Source organism: Mycolicibacterium aubagnense, from assembly GCF_010730955.1.
Taxonomy (GTDB): domain Bacteria; phylum Actinomycetota; class Actinomycetes; order Mycobacteriales; family Mycobacteriaceae; genus Mycobacterium; species Mycobacterium aubagnense.
Window position 1 is genome coordinate 639,051 of record NZ_AP022577.1, and the last position, 16,274, is coordinate 655,324.

Annotated in this window: 17 protein-coding genes; 7 read left to right on the forward strand and 10 right to left on the reverse strand. The window is 67.1% G+C overall.

Annotated features, from left to right (window positions below; genetic code table 11):
• Positions 1-19 precede the first annotated feature (19 nt).
• The gene (locus G6N59_RS03245; protein WP_138229356.1) at positions 20-286 is read left to right on the forward strand and encodes a hypothetical protein; all 267 of its coding nucleotides are present in this window, start codon (positions 20-22) and stop codon (positions 284-286) included.
• Here G6N59_RS03245 and G6N59_RS03250 read toward each other — a convergent pair.
• The 3 genes from G6N59_RS03250 to ripD form a co-directional block, all read right to left on the reverse strand.
• Positions 283-1,629 (reverse strand): sensor histidine kinase, encoded by a 1,347-nt coding sequence (locus tag G6N59_RS03250; protein ID WP_234884120.1) that lies wholly within the window; start codon positions 1,627-1,629, stop codon positions 283-285. The genes G6N59_RS03245 and G6N59_RS03250 overlap by 4 nt on opposite strands.
• 79 nt (positions 1,630-1,708) lie before the next feature.
• A complete protein-coding gene (gene tpx, locus G6N59_RS03255) occupies positions 1,709-2,203 on the reverse strand; it encodes a thiol peroxidase (RefSeq protein WP_138229357.1) in 495 nt (164 codons plus the stop codon).
• 58 nt (positions 2,204-2,261) lie between these two features.
• The gene (ripD, locus tag G6N59_RS03260; RefSeq protein ID WP_138229358.1) at positions 2,262-2,945 is read right to left on the reverse strand and encodes an NlpC/P60 family peptidoglycan-binding protein RipD; all 684 of its coding nucleotides are present in this window, start codon (positions 2,943-2,945) and stop codon (positions 2,262-2,264) included.
• 232 nt (positions 2,946-3,177) lie between these two features.
• Between ripD and G6N59_RS03265 the strand changes: the two genes are divergently transcribed.
• On the forward strand, positions 3,178-3,834 hold the full coding sequence (locus G6N59_RS03265; protein WP_138229359.1) for an MOSC domain-containing protein: 657 nt from the start codon (positions 3,178-3,180) through the stop codon (positions 3,832-3,834).
• Between the two features lie 2 nt (positions 3,835-3,836).
• Here the strand turns inward: G6N59_RS03265 and G6N59_RS03270 are convergent, their stop codons facing one another.
• The 4 genes from G6N59_RS03270 to G6N59_RS03285 form a co-directional block, all read right to left on the reverse strand.
• Positions 3,837-5,042 (reverse strand): MFS transporter, encoded by a 1,206-nt coding sequence (locus G6N59_RS03270; RefSeq protein WP_163911897.1) that lies wholly within the window; start codon positions 5,040-5,042, stop codon positions 3,837-3,839.
• A gap of 66 nt (positions 5,043-5,108) precedes the next feature.
• Positions 5,109-5,987, reverse strand: coding sequence for a LysR family transcriptional regulator (locus tag G6N59_RS03275; protein WP_138229360.1), 879 nt, complete (start codon positions 5,985-5,987; stop codon positions 5,109-5,111).
• 53 nt (positions 5,988-6,040) lie between these two features.
• The gene (gene katG, locus G6N59_RS03280; protein WP_138229361.1) at positions 6,041-8,236 is read right to left on the reverse strand and encodes a catalase/peroxidase HPI; all 2,196 of its coding nucleotides are present in this window, start codon (positions 8,234-8,236) and stop codon (positions 6,041-6,043) included.
• Between the two features lie 36 nt (positions 8,237-8,272).
• Complete coding sequence (locus tag G6N59_RS03285) at positions 8,273-8,722, reverse strand: Fur family transcriptional regulator (RefSeq protein WP_138229362.1); 450 nt, start codon at positions 8,720-8,722, stop codon at positions 8,273-8,275.
• A 352-nt stretch (positions 8,723-9,074) separates the two neighbouring features.
• Here G6N59_RS03285 and G6N59_RS03290 point away from each other — a divergent pair, with 352 nt between their 5' ends.
• Positions 9,075-10,154 (forward strand): GGDEF domain-containing protein, encoded by a 1,080-nt coding sequence (locus G6N59_RS03290; RefSeq protein ID WP_138229363.1) that lies wholly within the window; start codon positions 9,075-9,077, stop codon positions 10,152-10,154.
• On the opposite strand, the gene G6N59_RS03295 is transcribed toward G6N59_RS03290, so the two are convergent.
• Positions 10,144-10,833 (reverse strand): Rv0518 family GDSL lipase, encoded by a 690-nt coding sequence (locus G6N59_RS03295; RefSeq protein ID WP_138229364.1) that lies wholly within the window; start codon positions 10,831-10,833, stop codon positions 10,144-10,146. The two genes, G6N59_RS03290 and G6N59_RS03295, sit on opposite strands and share 11 nt — an antisense overlap.
• 39 nt (positions 10,834-10,872) lie before the next feature.
• The gene (locus tag G6N59_RS03300) at positions 10,873-12,093 is read right to left on the reverse strand and encodes an acyltransferase family protein (protein ID WP_138229365.1); all 1,221 of its coding nucleotides are present in this window, start codon (positions 12,091-12,093) and stop codon (positions 10,873-10,875) included.
• Between the two features lie 201 nt (positions 12,094-12,294).
• Here G6N59_RS03300 and G6N59_RS03305 point away from each other — a divergent pair, with 201 nt between their 5' ends.
• Together G6N59_RS03305 and G6N59_RS03310 are read left to right on the forward strand one after the other, a co-directional pair.
• The gene (locus G6N59_RS03305) at positions 12,295-12,594 is read left to right on the forward strand and encodes a hypothetical protein (protein ID WP_163910906.1); all 300 of its coding nucleotides are present in this window, start codon (positions 12,295-12,297) and stop codon (positions 12,592-12,594) included.
• Between the two features lie 152 nt (positions 12,595-12,746).
• Positions 12,747-13,898: an alkaline phosphatase family protein gene (locus G6N59_RS03310; protein ID WP_138229366.1), complete on the forward strand. Its 1,152-nt coding sequence runs from the start codon at positions 12,747-12,749 to the stop codon at positions 13,896-13,898.
• Positions 13,899-13,934: 36 nt separating this feature from the next.
• Here G6N59_RS03310 and G6N59_RS03315 read toward each other — a convergent pair whose 3' ends face one another.
• On the reverse strand, positions 13,935-14,156 hold the full coding sequence (locus G6N59_RS03315; protein WP_234884132.1) for a hypothetical protein: 222 nt from the start codon (positions 14,154-14,156) through the stop codon (positions 13,935-13,937).
• 180 nt (positions 14,157-14,336) lie between these two features.
• Here G6N59_RS03315 and yaaA point away from each other — a divergent pair, with 180 nt between their 5' ends.
• A complete protein-coding gene (gene yaaA / locus G6N59_RS03320; RefSeq protein ID WP_138229403.1) occupies positions 14,337-15,083 on the forward strand; it encodes a peroxide stress protein YaaA in 747 nt (248 codons plus the stop codon).
• A gap of 171 nt (positions 15,084-15,254) precedes the next feature.
• Positions 15,255-16,229, forward strand: coding sequence for a TerC family protein (locus G6N59_RS03325; protein WP_138229367.1), 975 nt, complete (start codon positions 15,255-15,257; stop codon positions 16,227-16,229).
• Positions 16,230-16,274: the final 45 nt, after the last annotated feature.

The window sequence follows — 16,274 nt, forward strand, 5'->3', positions numbered from 1 at the left end:
GTCGAGGAATGGGATAGCTATGAAATCGATAAAGCTCATTGTTGGCTTGGCCGTCGCCAGCGGGGTCGCTGCCGGCGCCGTCGGACTGGGTATCGGTACGGCCAGCGCAGATACGGGCATGGCTCCGGTCCCGGCCCGCTGGGGTCACGACCACGGCTGGGACGGCGACGGTGGCCCCGGCTGGGGTCCGCCGCCTCCTCCGGCGTGGGGCTGGAGCCCGCCTGGCACGTGGAACGGTGGCTGGGAACCTGACGGCGGATTCTGCGTCTTCGCCGCCTGCATCTAGTCGGATTCGGGGTGCGGGGCGGGTAGCTCAAGCAGCAGGCGCGCCCCACCCAGGGGACTCTGCGCCAAAGACGCTCTGCCACCGTGAAGTTCGGCCTGCTGGGCAACCAGCGCCAAGCCGAGGCCGGAACCCGAATGCGACGCTGTCGAGCCGCGCGCAAAGCGATGGAAGACCGCGTCGCGTTCGTGTTCTGGCACGCCGGTGCCGTTGTCGTCGATGGCGATCTGCACCCCGTCGTGTGAACTGACCGCGGACAGCTGCACGCGCGTGGCGCCACCGTGCTTGACCGCGTTGGCGATCGCGTTGTCGACCACCAGCCGGAGCCCGACGGGCAGTCCGAGCATCAGCACCGTCGCCGACGGCACGAGAGCGACGTTGAGGTCCGGGTACACCCGCACGGCGTCGTGGGCAGCCCGGTCGAGCAGCTCGGTGATGTCGACGGGGACCAGATCGTCGGCGGTGGTCAGTTCGCCCTGTGCCAGCCGCTCCAGAGCCGTCAGCGTCGCCTCGATGCGGCTCTGGGTGCGCATGACGTCACCGATCACCTCGTTGCGCTGCTCCACGCCCAGGTCGAGCGTGGACAGCACTTCGAGGTTGGTGCGCATTGCCGTCAGCGGGGTACGCAGTTCGTGCGAGGCGACCGAGGCGAAGTCGCGAGCCGATTCCAGCGCAGCCTTGGTCCGGGCCTGTTCCTCACCGATGCGGGACAACATGCCCTCGACCGCCTCCGCGATCTCGACGGCCTCCGAGACGCCACGTACGTGCACTTCTTCGGGTTTCGACTGGGCGTTGATCTGCCTTGCCTGCTGGGCGAGCTTGCGGAACGGGTTGATCATGACGAACCACATCGAGCCACCGACGAGGAACGTGCCGAGGATGACGCCGCTGCAGATGGCCAGGATGCGCATGTGCAGTGTGCGGATCTGACTCCGCGCCTCGGCCAATGGTGCCCCGAGCGCGATCGACGCCGACCCCGTCGTGACGGTGCGGACCCGGTACTCGACGCCGTTGATCGTGGTGTTGGCGTACCCGTTCTCGAACTGCGGCAACACGATCTCCGTCGGCATCGAGACCGTCGCCGCGCCGATCCGCACGGTGCGAACCAGCGTGCCCTCGGGTTGGGGCGTGCCCGTGGGGCTCTGCTTGGCGATGCTCAGCAGGGTATTGACGTCGGGCAGGCTGCTCAGAGAGTCAAGCCGCCGGTCGAGCTGGCTGTACTGGTCGTTGGTGACACCGATCCACACCCAGGTACCGATGATCAGCACCGTCGCGACCACCGACAAGGCGGCGACAACGACGATGGCTCGCAACGACAAAGCCGGTATCGGTAATCGCAGCTGCACCAAGTCATCATGCCCGATGCAAAAAAGACTGACGGGGTGCGTGCCCCTGGCACGCACCCCGTCAGTCGAACAGCTGGTGTTACTTGGCGGCAGCGAGAGCCGCGTCGTAGTCCGGTTCCTGGGCGATCTCGGGGACCAGTTCGGTGTACGCCACGTTGCCGTCGGCGCCGATCACCACGATGGCGCGGGCGAGCAGGCCGGCCATGGGGCCGTCGGCGATGGTCACGCCGTAGTCCTCGCCGAAGCTGTCCCGGAACGCCGACGCGGTGGAGACGTTCTCGATGTCCTCGGCGCCGCAGAAGCGCTTCTGGGCGAACGGCAGATCCTTGGACACGTTCACGACGGTGGCGCCGTCGGCCGCAACCCGCTGGTTGAAGGTCCGCACACTGGTGGCACACACCGGGGTGTCGACCGACGGAAAGATGTTGAGCACCACGGCCTTACCGCTGAACTGCTCGTTGGTCACCGGACCCAGGTCAGCTCCGGTCAAAGCGAACGCCGGAGCCGGGGAGCCCACAGCGGGCAGGTCGCCGACGGTGTTGATGGGGTTTCCACGCAGGGTTATCTGTGCCATACCCGACAGTCTGTCAAGACTGCGTCACGCCCGCAGCGCGGGGGTGCTGCTGTGGTGTCTACTGCCATTCGATGATGCGGCTCAGGTACGGATCCATGCCGCTGGTGCGGACTGGGCCGACGGTGACGGACGGCTCGGTGCCCTCGACCATCTGGCCGTTGCCGACGAACATCGCGACGCTCTGCGAACCGGCCGGTCCGTAGAACAGCAGGTCACCCGGCAGTGCCTGGTCCGCAGTGATCTTGCGGCCGACCTTGTACTGCTCGCCCGAAGAACGCGGCAGCTTGATGCCCACGCCGGCGAACGCGTACTGGATCAGACCGGAGGCGTCGAAGCCCGGCGTGGTCGGAACGGGCGTGATGGCACTCGTCGACGGCGTCGGGCCGAACAGACCCGACAGGCCCGGGATGAGGGTGTTGGACTGGGGCGCCGCAACCGGCTGCGTGACACCCGTCGGCTGTAGGCCCACCTGAGGCGCCGGCTGGCTGACCGGGGCCGCCGCGGCCGTCACATTGGCCGGAGGCAGGCTGGGACCGTTGGCGTTGCCGCCGCCGTAGACGAACGGCACCCCGCGCTGCGACAACGCACGCTGGATGACGAAATCGATGGCCTGCCGGTGAGTACCGCCGGTCCAGGTCGCGTTGTCGGCTGACGCGAGGGGCGCCGACACCAGCGGGGCCGCCATCGCGATGGGTGTCGCAAGCAGTGCTGCGCTCGCCATCGTCACAATCATCCGTCGCATGTCGACCACCTCTCTTCGTGCGCCACCGGGGCGCCCGACACCGCGTGCTCTACGCGGGGGTCGCGACCCCTGTGGTCCCTCTCCTCACAAACTTCACTACTGTCACTTTTACCCCACGCGCGCGCCTTATCCCACATAAATGCAGGTCAGCGCGCGATCTTTATCGAAAATGTGATCGAATGGTAATCGGGGCGACGGATCCGGGGCCTGCGCCGCCTCTAGGCTTGCCGCCATGGCAGCGATCCAGACGGTCAATCTGGCGGTCCCACAGCCCAGCCCCGACAAGGATCAGTTGGTCACGGGCATCGACAAGCGCCCGACTTCCGAGCCGGTGCAGGTCCGTCAACCCGGACCCATGCAGGGCGGCCTCGGCAGCGGCCTGGTCGGTGACACCATCGGTGACCAGCAGTTCCACGGCGGCGACGACCAGGCGGTGTACGCCTATGCCCGCGAAGACCTCGATGAGTGGCAGGTACGCCTCGACCGGGAGTTGAGCAACGGCTCATTCGGCGAGAACCTCACCACCACAGGGCTCGACGTGAACCACGCCCTCATCGGCGAACGCTGGCAGATCGGCGACGGCGGCCCACTCCTGGAAGTGAGCCGGCCGCGCATCCCGTGCCGCACCTTTGCCGAGTGGCTCGAAATCCGCGGTTGGGTCAAGACGTTCACCAAGGAAGCCGTACCCGGTGCCTACCTTCGGATCGTGACGCCGGGCGTGCTCCGCGCCGGGGCATCGATCACAGTGGTTTCCCGACCGCCGCACGACGTCACCGTCGCCCTGGTGTTTCGCGCGCTGACCCTCGAACCGGAGCTACTGCCGACCCTGCTGCCCGCCGATGCGTTGCCGGAGATGATCAAAGAACGAATCCGGCAGCGGGCGCACTAGCGTCAATCGCGCAGCACCGCAGCAGCCGCCACTCCGGCGACGACCTCGAGCATCACGATGACGGCCGCCACCGCCGTCCACCCGGCGGCATCGAACGCGATGCCGCCGACCCATCCGATGACACTCGAGCCGGCGTAGTAGGCCAAGTTGTACAGCGAGCCGGCCTGCGCCTTGCCCACCGTGGCCAGCTGGCCCGTCCAGCCCGACGCGGTGGCATGCGCACCGAAGAACCCCGCGGTGGCGATCAGGAGACCGGCGAGGACCGTAAACACGTTGTGGCTCAACGTGATCACCACACCAACGCCCATCACCACGACACTGCCCAGCAGTACCGGACGCCGGCCGTAGCGACTGGCCGCGGCCCCGGCCCACGCCGATGCCCAGGTACCCGCCAGGTAGGCCACGAACACCAGGCTGACGACGGTCTGCGGCAAGCCGAACGGCGCCGCGCTCAGCCGGAAGCCGAGGAAGTTGTACATCGCCACGAATCCGCCCATCAGCAGGAAGCCCTGCAGATAGAGCACCAGCTGCCGGGGGCTACGGAGGTTGGCGGCCAATCGGTGCGCCAGGGAGCCCTCGGATTGCTCGCCGGCCGGGACGAACCCCTGAGGTTCGGGTGCGAGCCGCATGAACCCGACAGCCGCTGCGCTGCAGAGCAATCCGACGACGAACATGGCCCACCGCCAGTCGGTGAGCTCGGCCACCGGTGCCGCGACCAGACGGCCGAGCAACCCGCCGATCGTAGTGCCGGCGACGTAGGTGCCGGCCGCCCGCGCGGCGTGGCCGGCCTCGATCTCCTCAGTCAGGTAGGCCACCGCGATCGCCGGCACTCCCCCGAGTGCCAGACCTTCGGCGAATCGGCCGGCGAGGAGCAGCTGAAACGTCGGCGCGAAAGGCACCAGCAATGCCAAACCCGTTGCCACACAGACCGAATAGGACATCGCACGCACCCGGCCGATCCGGTCGGCCAGCGTCGACCAGCCGATCACGCCCAGCGCCAAGCCGATTGTCGATGCCGACACCATGAGTGCCGATGCCGCCGCGCCGGAACCCAGGCTGCGGGCGATCAACGGTAGGACGGCCTGCGGCGAATACAGCTGCGCGAATGTCGCGACACCGGCGCAGAACAGCGCACCGAGCAGCCTGCGGTAGTCGGTGGATCCACGCACATGGCCGGTCCAGGCAGGCGCTTCAACAGTCACAAGCAGAAGGCTAGAAACGCCCTATTCATGTGTCCAATACATCATTTTTGGTTGACTCATGCACATATCGCATCAAAAGCCCGCCGCGGTCACGAACTCGGCGAATCGCCCTGCGGCAGGAGGCAATTCGCGACCCCGAACCCATGCCATACCGATTTCGCGCTTGACCCGGGTGTCGGACAATGGGATGTACGTCACCGAAGGATCGCCACGACCCGGCCGCGGCACCGGCACCACCGCGACGCCGAAGCCCGCAGCCACCAGGCCCTCCATCGTCGGAATCTCCATGGCTTCGAACGCGATCTCGGGCGTGATGCCACTCTCGGCCCAGACCTGATCGGTCAGCTGACGCAGCCCGAATTCCGCGCCGAGTGCGATGAAGGTCTCGTCGGCCACCTCACCCAAGCGCACGCGCGCCCGCCCGGCCAGGCGGTGATCGGCGGGCACCGCCAGACAGAGCCGTTCGACATACAACACCCGCCACGTGCACGGCACCTGCGCCGGCCGCGGAGAAGTGATCGCGACATCGGCCTGGCCGGTACGCAGCCGCTCCGCAATGTCGTGCGCCGCACCCTGGAACAACTCGAACCGCACGGCCGGCGCCAGCGCCCGGAACTGCCGAAGCGCCTCCGGTACAAACCAATTGGCCGCCGAATGCAGAAAGGCCAACCGCACCAGGCCGCTGTCCGGATCGAGCAGGGCGTCGATCCGGCTGTGCGCGGCATCCATCTCGGCGATGCTGCGGCGGGCATGTTCGAGCATGATCCGGCCGTAGCCGTTCAGCTGAAGACGGCGACCAATGCGATCGAAAAGCGGTGTGCCGACCTGGTTTTCCAAGCGGGCCAAGGCCCGCGACAGCGTCGGTTGGGCAACACCCAGTTCTTCCGCGGCGGCGGTGACGTGCTCGGTTTCAGCCAGGACGACGAACCAGCGGAGTTCGTCGAGGAGCACAAAACGACAGTACCCCGTGGGCCGAACGGCCCACGGGGTACTGGATCAGGTCGTTACCGGATGTCGAACCGGTCGGCGTCCATCACCTTGGCCCACGCCGCGACGAAGTCCTTGACGAACTTCTCCTTGGCGTCATCCTCGGCGTATACCTCGGCCAGCGCCCGCAGCTGCGAGTTCGAGCCGAACAGCAGGTCGACCCGGCTGGCGGTCCACTTCGGTGCGCCGCTGTCACGATCGGTGCCGACGTAGGTGCCGTCATCTGCCGGCGACGGAGCCCACTTGGTGGACATGTCGGTCAGGTTGACGAAGTAGTCGTTGGTCAGGTGACCCACGTTCTGCGTCAGTACGCCGAGGTCCGAACCACCGTGGTTGGCACCGAGCACGCGCAGACCGCCGATCAGCACGGCCATCTCCGGCGCCGACAGACCCAGCAGGTTGGCCCGGTCGATCAGCCGGTACTCGGACGGCAGGGTGTCACCCTTGCCGACGAAGTTCCGGAAGCCGTCGCCCTTGGGCTCGAGGTAGGCGAACGACTCGACGTCGGTCTGATCCTGGCCGGCATCGCCACGGCCCGAGGTGAACGGCACCGCGACGTCGAAACCGGCGTCCTTGATGGCCTTTTCGAGGCCGACGACACCGCCGAGGACCACCAGGTCGGCGAACGACACGCCCGTCGGCGACGCCTGCTGGATCTCCTCGAGCTTGCGGATCACCTGAGCCAGCTCGTCGGGCTCGTTGACCTCCCAGCCGAGCTGCGGCTGCAGCCGTATGCGACCACCGTTTGCACCACCACGCATGTCGCTCGAGCGGAACGAGGCCGCCGCCTTCCACGCGGTGTTCACCAGCTGCTGCACCGACAGGCCCGACTCGGCGATGGCGGTCTTGAGGGTTGCGACATCAGCGGCGGACAGCGTCTTGCCGGCCGGCACGATGTCCTGCCACAGCCAGGTCTGCTTGGGCACCAGCGGACCGAGGTAACGCACGACCGGTCCCATGTCACGGTGCAGCAGCTTGAACCAGGCCTTGGCGTACTCCTCGGCCAGCTCCTCGGGGTGATCCAGCCAGCGGCGGGTGATCTCGCCGTAGATCGGGTCGAACCGCATCGACAGGTCGGTGGTCAGCATCGACGGGTGGGTCTTGCCGGTGCCCTGTGCCATCGGCACCGAGTTGGCCCAGCCGCCGTCCTTGGGCTTCCACTGGTTGGCGCCCGCCGGGCTCTTGGTCAGCTCCCACTCGTTGCCGTAGAGGATCTCCAGGAAGCTGTTGTCCCACTTGGTCGGGGTGTGCGTCCAGGTGACCTCGAGGCCACTGCTGACGGTGTCGTTGCCGAGGCCGGGGTTGGCCCAGCCCAGGCCCATCTGCTCCAGCGGTGCGGCCTCGGGCTCCACGCCGTTCTCGATGTCGGTGGCGCCGTGGGTCTTGCCGAACGTGTGACCACCGACGATCAGGGCCGCGGTCTCGATGTCGTTCATCGCCATGCGCCCGAAGGTCTCACGGATATCGATGGCAGCAGCCAGGTAGTCCGGGTTACCTTCGGGGCCTTCGGGATTGACGTAGATGAGGCCCATGTGGCTGGCGGCCAGCGGGTTCTCCAGCTTGGTGCGGTCGGTTCCCGCGTAGCGGTCCCGCGACCCCAGCCACTCGTGCTCCGAACCCCAGTAGATGTCCTCCTCGGGCTCCCAGAAGTCCGGGCGACCGAACGCGAAGCCCGCCGTCTTGAAGCCCATGTGCTCCATCGCGCGGTTACCGGCGTAGACGATGAGGTCGGACCACGAGATCTTCTTGCCGTACTTCTTCTTGAGCGGCCACAGCAGGCGCCGCGCCTTGTCCAGGCTGACGTTGTCGGGCCAGCTGTTCAGCGGAGCGAATCGCTGCATGCCACGCCCGCCGCCGCCGCGGCCGTCCTCGACCCGGTAGGTGCCGGCGGCGTGCCAGGACATCCGCACGAAAAGTGGGCCGTAGTGGCCGAAGTCGGCCGGCCACCACTCTTGCGAATTGGTCAGCAGCTCGTCGAAATCGCGCTCAAATGCTTCGAAGTCGAGGCTCTGAACGGCCTGTCGGTAGTCGTAGCCCTCGTCGGTCGGATCGATGGCCGGCGGGTTCTTCTGCAGGATCTTCAGGTTGACCGCGCCCGGCCACCAGTCCCGGTTGCTACCACCCTCGACAGGCGGCTTGATGCGCATCGGGCAACCGCTTTCGGCGGGCTCGGTCTGTGCTTCTCCGATCGGAGGGTGAGTTTCCTCAGGCACGGCACTTCCTTTCGAGGGTGGTGAATTGAGCTGCGATCACGGATGTGATCGTGAAGTTGTAGCGGTAGCGCAGTCGGGGCACATGCCCCAGTAGATGACTTCGGCCTCATCGACAACGAAGCCGTCGAGCACGCCGTGACTGTCCGACGGGGTCAGGCAGGGCGTTTCGCCGGTGGCGCAGTCGATGTCGGCGATGGCGCCACAGGAACGGCACACGACGTGGTGGTGGTTGTCCCCCACCCGGGTTTCGTACCGTGCCACCGACCCTGATGGCTGAATGCGCCGGATCAGCCCGGCCGTGGTCAGGGCGGCCAGCACGTCGTAGACCGCTTGACGGGAGACGTCGGGCAGGATGGCGCGAACCGCGTCGAAGACCGTCTCCGTATCGGCGTGCGGCCGCCCGGTCACCGCCTCGAGGACTGCGAGGCGAGGCCGGGTCACACGGAGATCTGCGGAACGCAGCTGCTCCGTGTAATCGGTTGTCACATGATCACTTCTACGCCCTTTTTTGGACTGAGTCAAGACTTCGTAGTGATGTGTGTCACGCGATGTCGCGTTGGAATCCATCCGCCGACCGTCATTCGCGGAGGTCAAAGCCGTTGTTCCGCATACACTTTAGGCGGCCGGCTGCCGGTCCGCAGGGAAATCGCCGGAACCGGCGAATGCCGCCTTTCGGTTCGCCCACGGGCACTGACCCAAAGGCTGAGCGTCTGCACAGAGTTTGCCGACGGCCGCCGAAATCTCGCCGCGGGATTGTTAATCTGCTGCATATGCAACGCAGCGTGACAGGCCCACCGGTTCGCCGGTCGGCTGCCGCGGGAGACCGTCGGGCACCCGCATGACCGCTGCCGGACTGAATCACTACTACTGGCTCACCTCACTACTCGCCGCGCGTGGCCTGCAGACCAGAACATGTCGCGTGATCGCCGCTCTCAACGCCGTGCTCGGTATGGTTCCCGCACTGCTGATATTCAGCCCGGCCGGCCCGCACGGGCCGGTGCGCGAAGCCGTCGCCATCGCCATCGGAGTCTTCGCGCTCGGTGTAGGCGCCGCCTGGCTCCGCCATTCCTGGCCGTCCCAGCGGTTCTCCGCGGTCTCGGTGTCCCTCGGCTCGATCCCGATGAGCGCCGCCTGCCTGATCATGTCCGACCCCATGCTCGGACTCTTGGCCACCAGCGCGTTCATCTTCTCCAGCGGCTACGTGGCGTTCCTGCACCGTCCCAGCGTGCTCGCCGGCCCCTGGACCCTCGGTGGGCTCACCCTGGGATACCTGGCGATTCAGATCGGGTACCACGACCCCGCCCTGGCCGCCTGCGCCGTGCTGATCATCGCGCTGCTCAACGTCTTCGTGTTCGTCACCTGCCGCGTGGCAATCGGGTTGAGCTCCACGGACATCCACCACAGTGAGATCGAGCCGCTGACCGGCATGCTCAACACGGACGGCCTCTATTCACGCGCCGCGAACCTGCTCGCTGCCCGGAACCGGCAGGACGACCGTCACATGGTGCTGGCCGTGGTCAGCATCGACAGCTTTCCCCTGCTGTCGTCCATGTCCGGTCCCCGGCGCGCCAACCGGGCCCGCATCGACGTCAGCCAGGCGTTGCGGGAGACGGTGCGCCGAAACGCGATCGCCGCGCACATCTCCGACAGTGACTTCATCATCGCCGACACCTTCACCACCCCCGACGCGTCGCCGCTGATCGACCGGGTCCAGGGCGCCATGAAGTCCACACCGTCACGGGTGACCGCGAGCATCGGTGTGGTGGTCACCCCCTTGGCCCCGCTGACGGTGCACCCACCCGAGATCGTCATCGACGCGCTGCTGGCCGTGGCAGCGCAGGCCATGGAACGCGCCCGCGAGGACGGCGGCAACGACGTCCGCTACGACGTGCGGGACGACCTGCCGATCAACGAGTAGGCAGTTCCGCCTTGATCCGCGGCGCGATGAGCCCCGCCAGGTAGTCGTGCCCGGCATCGGTGGGGTGCACCCCGTCGGGCGCGATCAGATCCGGACGATCGACGAACCAGCGCTCGGCGATCGGATCGACGAACGTGGCACCGGCCATGCCGGCCTGCATGGCGAGCACGTCGCGGATCTGGAGCACCGCGGGCGGCACGTCGGCCGTCGGCCACGGCGGCCCGATCACCAGCAGCTTGGCACCCGGCGCCGTCGCCCGGGCCAGCATGAACGCGTCGTGCGCCATCGCCGACAGTTGCATGAGGTCGGCGCCCTGGTCGTTGCGCGAACCGAAGAACACCACGAGCGCGTCGTCCGGACGCACGCCCCGCGCGGTCAGGTCCCGGAAGATGCTGCCGTGGTCGCCGCGCACCACGTACCCGGCGCGGCCTTCGGCGGCGACGTCGGCGGCGATCGGGACGCCCCAGGCATCCAGGTTCCGGCCCGCCTGCGCCGCCCAGCTCCGCGGACCCTCTCCACCGAAGTTCGTGCCGTTGGTATACGAATCGCTGATCACCGCGACGCGGTCGGGCGGCGTACCCGGGCGCACGTTCGGATGGGCGTGCGCCGATCCGGGCGCGCTCACCACGGACGACACGCACAGCACAGCTGCCAACAACAAGGTGGTCAGATGACGCACTGCTCTCCCATGATCCAGTCGGTGATTCGCCGTACTCGGTCAGCCCGCCCGTTCAGCGCGCTTGACGTCGTCGTCAGATATCGCCTGCAGTTTACGTTGTCCTGCAACAGCTTTCGAATTGTCCGCGGGGCCGACCATGCGGCGCATCCAGTGCCGCGCCGGTTCTTCGACGTAATGGAACAGCAGCACCGCCCCCGCGAAGGACCCCGCCAGCAGGGCCAGCACGACGAACTTGGTCCCCCAGCTCGGGGACATGTCGATTCGGTACTGCGCCGCGGCCCAGTTCCAGCTCTGGTGCACCAGTTCGTGGACCATGTACAGGCTGAACGAGATCTTGCCGCCGTAGACCATGACCCGGGCCGACAGCAGTGCGGGCAGGGTTCCGGCGCCGACCGACAAAGCCACCACCAGCGGCAGGAAGAAGATGTCGACGAGGCCAAAGTCATCACGGATCGTCGGGACCGGATGCGCGTCGAACCAGTACACGAGGCCCACGATGAGGCCGAGCAGTGCCACTGACAGCACGCCGGCGAGGGTTCGGCCGCGGTCGGTCAGGTTCAGCTTGCGCACCGCGGCGCACGCGAGGGCACCTGCCGTGAACTGCAGGACGATCCGCGGCAGCCAGCTCCAGGGCGTGTAGAACTCGCCGGTCGCGGCCAGGAAGAGCAGCGGCGGCAACGTTGCGGCGAAGGCCAGCCACAGCAGGGCACGCGCCCGGCTGGCCCGGGCGACGCGGAACAGCACGATGACCAACAACCCGAACAGCAGATAGGCCAGCCATTCCGCGCTGATCGACCACGCGGGGCCGTCCCAGCTGGAGTTGTCGAAGAACGGCACCACCCACAGCTGGACCAGGAACAGCTGGCGCAGATAGTTGGGACCGGTGAGGGTGGCCGCAGCCTGCGACGGGAAGTCGCCGACGTTGAGGGTGAAGATGATCCAGGCGACGGCCAGATGCATCGTGACCAGGTAGACCGGCCACACTCGGGCCAGCCGCAACCACAGGAAATGCAGTGTCGCGCGCGTCGACCACGCGGGCCCCATGCGCTCGAGGTAGTTCCACGTCAGCACGAATCCGCTGAGGATGAAGAACAGGTCGACGCCTTGGGCGCCGCAGTCGAGTATCGGGGCGAGGGCCTCGCTCAGCGGCGGAGAAGCCTGACGCAGCAGCGGGCGGAAGTGGAACAACACCACCCACACTGCGGCAACGATGCGCAGGCCGGACAGTGCCTTGATCTCACCGCTCGGCACAACACTCATGACGGGAAAAGGGTAACAGCGGCGGCGACCCGGACCCTGATCGGAAACCTGTGACTTTTCTTGGCGACACTCCCGGCCGCGGGATACCCGCCGGTAATGCACTTCTCTAACACGCGCTCCCAGCAGTAACGCTGCTCACAGATATCTGCCGAGGCAGACGAAAGAGTGGAATATCCCGGCGCCCGAGAGCATTCTGTAGACATGCTAATTAGGCGGAAATTCACAACATCAGCGGTCGCCGCGGTGGCCGCCACAGCAGCGCTAGTTGCCGCTCCGGCGGCGGTGCTGACACTCTCCGGAACCGTGAGCCCGAACCGGACCGTGGTCGCGGACAACACCGGCTATGGCGGCCCCGATGGCCAGGGCGGCGGCGGTGGCTGCGGCAGCGGTGCGAACTGGCAGGGGTGCGGTGGCTGGAACCCATTCACCGGCGGCTTCGGCCACGGCTGCCTCAACGGAATGTGCGGCGGCTGGGACGGCACTCGCGGCTGGGGCGGATAGCACTTACGGCAGTCGCGGCATTTGCTCGCGCCGCCCGCTGATTGCGTCGTGCCTATTCACGGCGCCGAATGGGAATTCACCGCGGATGCGGATGCTGATTCGCAGCCGATAACTCCGTTTACTTCGGGCGGAAAATCCCTATGCTCGCGGCCATGGATGGTCCGAGGCCGCGGCCCGACGCGCCGCATCTGGCCGATGTGGTGCCGGCCGTGCTGGCAGCGATGGGTGTGGCAGGAGCCCAACTCGACGGGGTCCACCGTCCCATCGACCTGCCCGACGGCATTCGGGGTGCCTGCGTCCTGCTGATCGACGGCCTCGGCGCCCAGCTGCTGGACGCCTACGCGGGCGACGCCCCCGTGCTGGCGGGCCTGCGTGGGCGGAGCGTGCGTGTCGGCTACCCCGCGACCACCAGCGCAGGCCTCGCCGCGGTGGGCACTGGCCGGCGCTCCGGCGAACACGGCATGGTCGGTTACTCATTCCGGATTCCCGACCACGGCGTGATCAACGCGCTGCGCTGGACGCCACATCCTTTCGGCGCCGATCTCCGCGACGTGCTGATGCCGGAGGAAGTCCAACCGCTGCCGACCACCTTCGATCGGGCCACCGAAGCCGGCATGGACGTCAGCGTCATCTCGGGTGCCGAATTCACCGGCTCGGGTCTGACCCGGGCGGTGCTGCGCGGCGGGCAGTACGTCGGGGTGCATCGGCTCGGCGACCTCGCGGCCCGGGTTCAGCAGGCCGTCGCCGACGGCGGGTTCTGCTACGGCTATCACGCCGACCTCGACATGCTCGGCCATCTGTACGGCGCGGGGTCGACGGCGTGGCGAATGCAGTTGCGACAGGTCGACCGGCTGGTCGAATCGATCGTCGATGCCCTGCCTGCCGGTGGACTGCTGGCCGTCGTGGCCGACCACGGCATGGTCAACCTCGACGAAGCCGAGATCGTCGACATCGATTCGCGTCCTGATCTGCTGAACGGCGTTGTCGCCGTCGCCGGGGAGGCCCGCGCCCGGCACGTCTACGTCGTCGACGGGGCGGCCGACGCCGTCGCGGACAGGTGGCGGGAAACGTTGGACGGCAAAGCCTGGGTCCGGACGAAAGACCAGGCCATCGACGAAGGGTGGTTCGGTGCGCGGGTGAGTGACGCGGCGCGGAGCCGGATCGGTGACGTCGTGGCGGCGGCGCGCGACAATGCGGGACTGCTACGGAGGACGGTCGAACCGCTCGAGTCCGCCCTGATCGGACAACACGGGTCGTGGACAGATGCCGAGCAGCTGGTCCCGCTGCTCATCGCGATTGGTTGACCGGATGCTCGGACAACCGTGACGAAAGGCGCCGGATTACTCCGGCTTCAGATGCGCGTCGTCGGCGAAAACGAGTGATCCGCTGTCCAGCAGAACAGCCCAGCGGCGTGCTGCGTCGACAATATGGCTCTCACCGACATCGACCGAATAGCCCGCGTGGTCGCCGTAGTCCTCGACAATCACACCGCGCACGTCCTTGGCGTCGCCCCGGTTGACGCGCACCCGCATGTCAACGGCGAACTTGGCGTTCCTACCCATAACCACCCCAGCATTCCCTGGTAATCACCGCAGGTACGGAACCTCGGCCCACCGACCTCGGCCCCGACGTCAGTAGGTACCGAACTTTAGGCCACCGTGACCACAGCGGCAAAGCAAAGACCCCTGATGACAGGTAGATGGTACGCGCCGTACCAACCAGCGTCAGCTACCGTCGTCGCCGTGATCGTGCTGCTGCCGCCCTCGGAGACCAAGCGCCCAGGTGGCGACGGACCGCCGCTGCAGCTCGGCACGTTGAGTGTGCCGGAACTCACGCCACTCCGGAGGGCGCTGGTCGACGAGCTCGTCGCCCTGGCCGCCGACCCGGAAGCCAGCCGCAAGGCCCTCGCCATCTCCGCCGCGCAGGACGCGGAGATACAGCGCAACGCCGAACTGCACAGCGCAGCGACGATGCCGGCGATCGAGCGCTACACCGGGGTGCTGTACGACGCCCTCGACGTCGGCTCGCTGCGCGGTGCCACCGCGACACGCGCCCGGGCCCGGCTGGCAGTCGGATCGGCGCTGTTCGGGCTGCTGCGCGCCGACGACCCGATTCCGGCCTACCGGCTGTCGGCATCATCGAAGCTGCCTGCCGGCGGCACCCTGGCCAGCCGGTGGAAGCCCGTCCTCGAGCCTGTGTTGGCCCAACTCCAGCAGCAGGAGCTCATCGTCGACCTGCGGTCCGGCTCATACGAGGCGCTCGGCAAGATCCCCGGCGCGGTGACGGTCGACGTCTACACCGAGCACCCCGACGGGCGCCGCACCGTCGTCAGCCATTTCAACAAGGCCCACAAAGGACGGTTGGCGCGGGCGCTGGCCGGCAGCCGGGCCGAGCCGAACGACGCCGCTGCCGTCGCCACCGTCGCACGTCGAGCCGGGATGCGCGTCGAACGCGACGGCGCGCAACTGACCGTGCTTGTCACAGCGTGACCCCGGCGGTGTGGCCGATCCCCACCCGTCTGCGATAATGGCACTCGAGGGGAGTATTCCTTCGCCGCGGTGTCGTCATCACGTTGTCCAACGTCGGGCAGCCGGTACCGCGGGCCGTTCCGGCGGCGGTCGAGACCTCGGTCGTTCACTGACGCCCGGAGGCACGCTCGCATGAATGTTTCTACGCTGGAATGGTCGATCACCCTTGGTGTGACGATCGCCGTACTGCTGTTCGACGTGGTGGTGATCGGCCGCCGGCCACACGAGCCCACCACCCGGGAAACCGCCGGCTACCTGGGGGTCTACGTTGGCCTCGCGATCGCCTTCGGCATCTGGGTGTGGAAGTTCCACGGCGGCGAGTACGGCGTGGAGTACTTCGCCGGCTGGCTCACCGAATACAGCCTGTCGGTGGACAACCTGTTCATCTTCCTGATCATCATGGCCAGCTTCAAAGTGCCCAGGGTCCTGCAACAGGAGATTCTGCTGATCGGCATCATCCTGGCGCTGATCTTCCGTGGCATCTTCATCGCCCTTGGCGCCGTTGCCATTTCGCAGTTCTCGTGGATCTTCTACCTGTTCGGCGCGTTCCTGGTGTACACGGCAGCCAGGCTCGTGCGCGACACCGAGCACGACGATGACGCCGAGAACTCGATGGTGCGGTTCGCCCGCAAATACCTGAAGGCCTCCGACCAGTGGGACGGCAGCCGGCTGCACACCGTGGTGAACGGCAAGCGGGTGCTGACCCCGATGATCCTGGTCATCATCGCGCTGGGCACCACCGACCTGTTGTTCGCGCTCGACTCGATCCCGGCGATCTACGGCCTCACCCAGGAGCCGTACCTGGTGTTCACCGCCAACGTCTTCGCGTTGATGGGTCTGCGCCAGCTGTACTTCCTGCTGGGCGACTTGCTCAAGCGGCTGGTCTACCTGTCGCAGGGCCTGGCCTTCATCCTCGCGTTCATCGGCGTGAAGCTGGTCCTGCACGCGCTGCACGAGAACACGCTGCCGTTCATCAACGGCGGCCACCACGTCGCGGTCCCGCAGATCCCGACGCTGCTGTCGTTGGCGGTCATCATCGTCACGCTCGTCGTGACGACGGTGGCCAGCCTGTGGAAGACCCGCGTCGACGCCCGCAGCGCGGGATAGTCGTCGGGCCGCCGCCGGTCAGCGGCGCGAATCTGCGTGCGACAA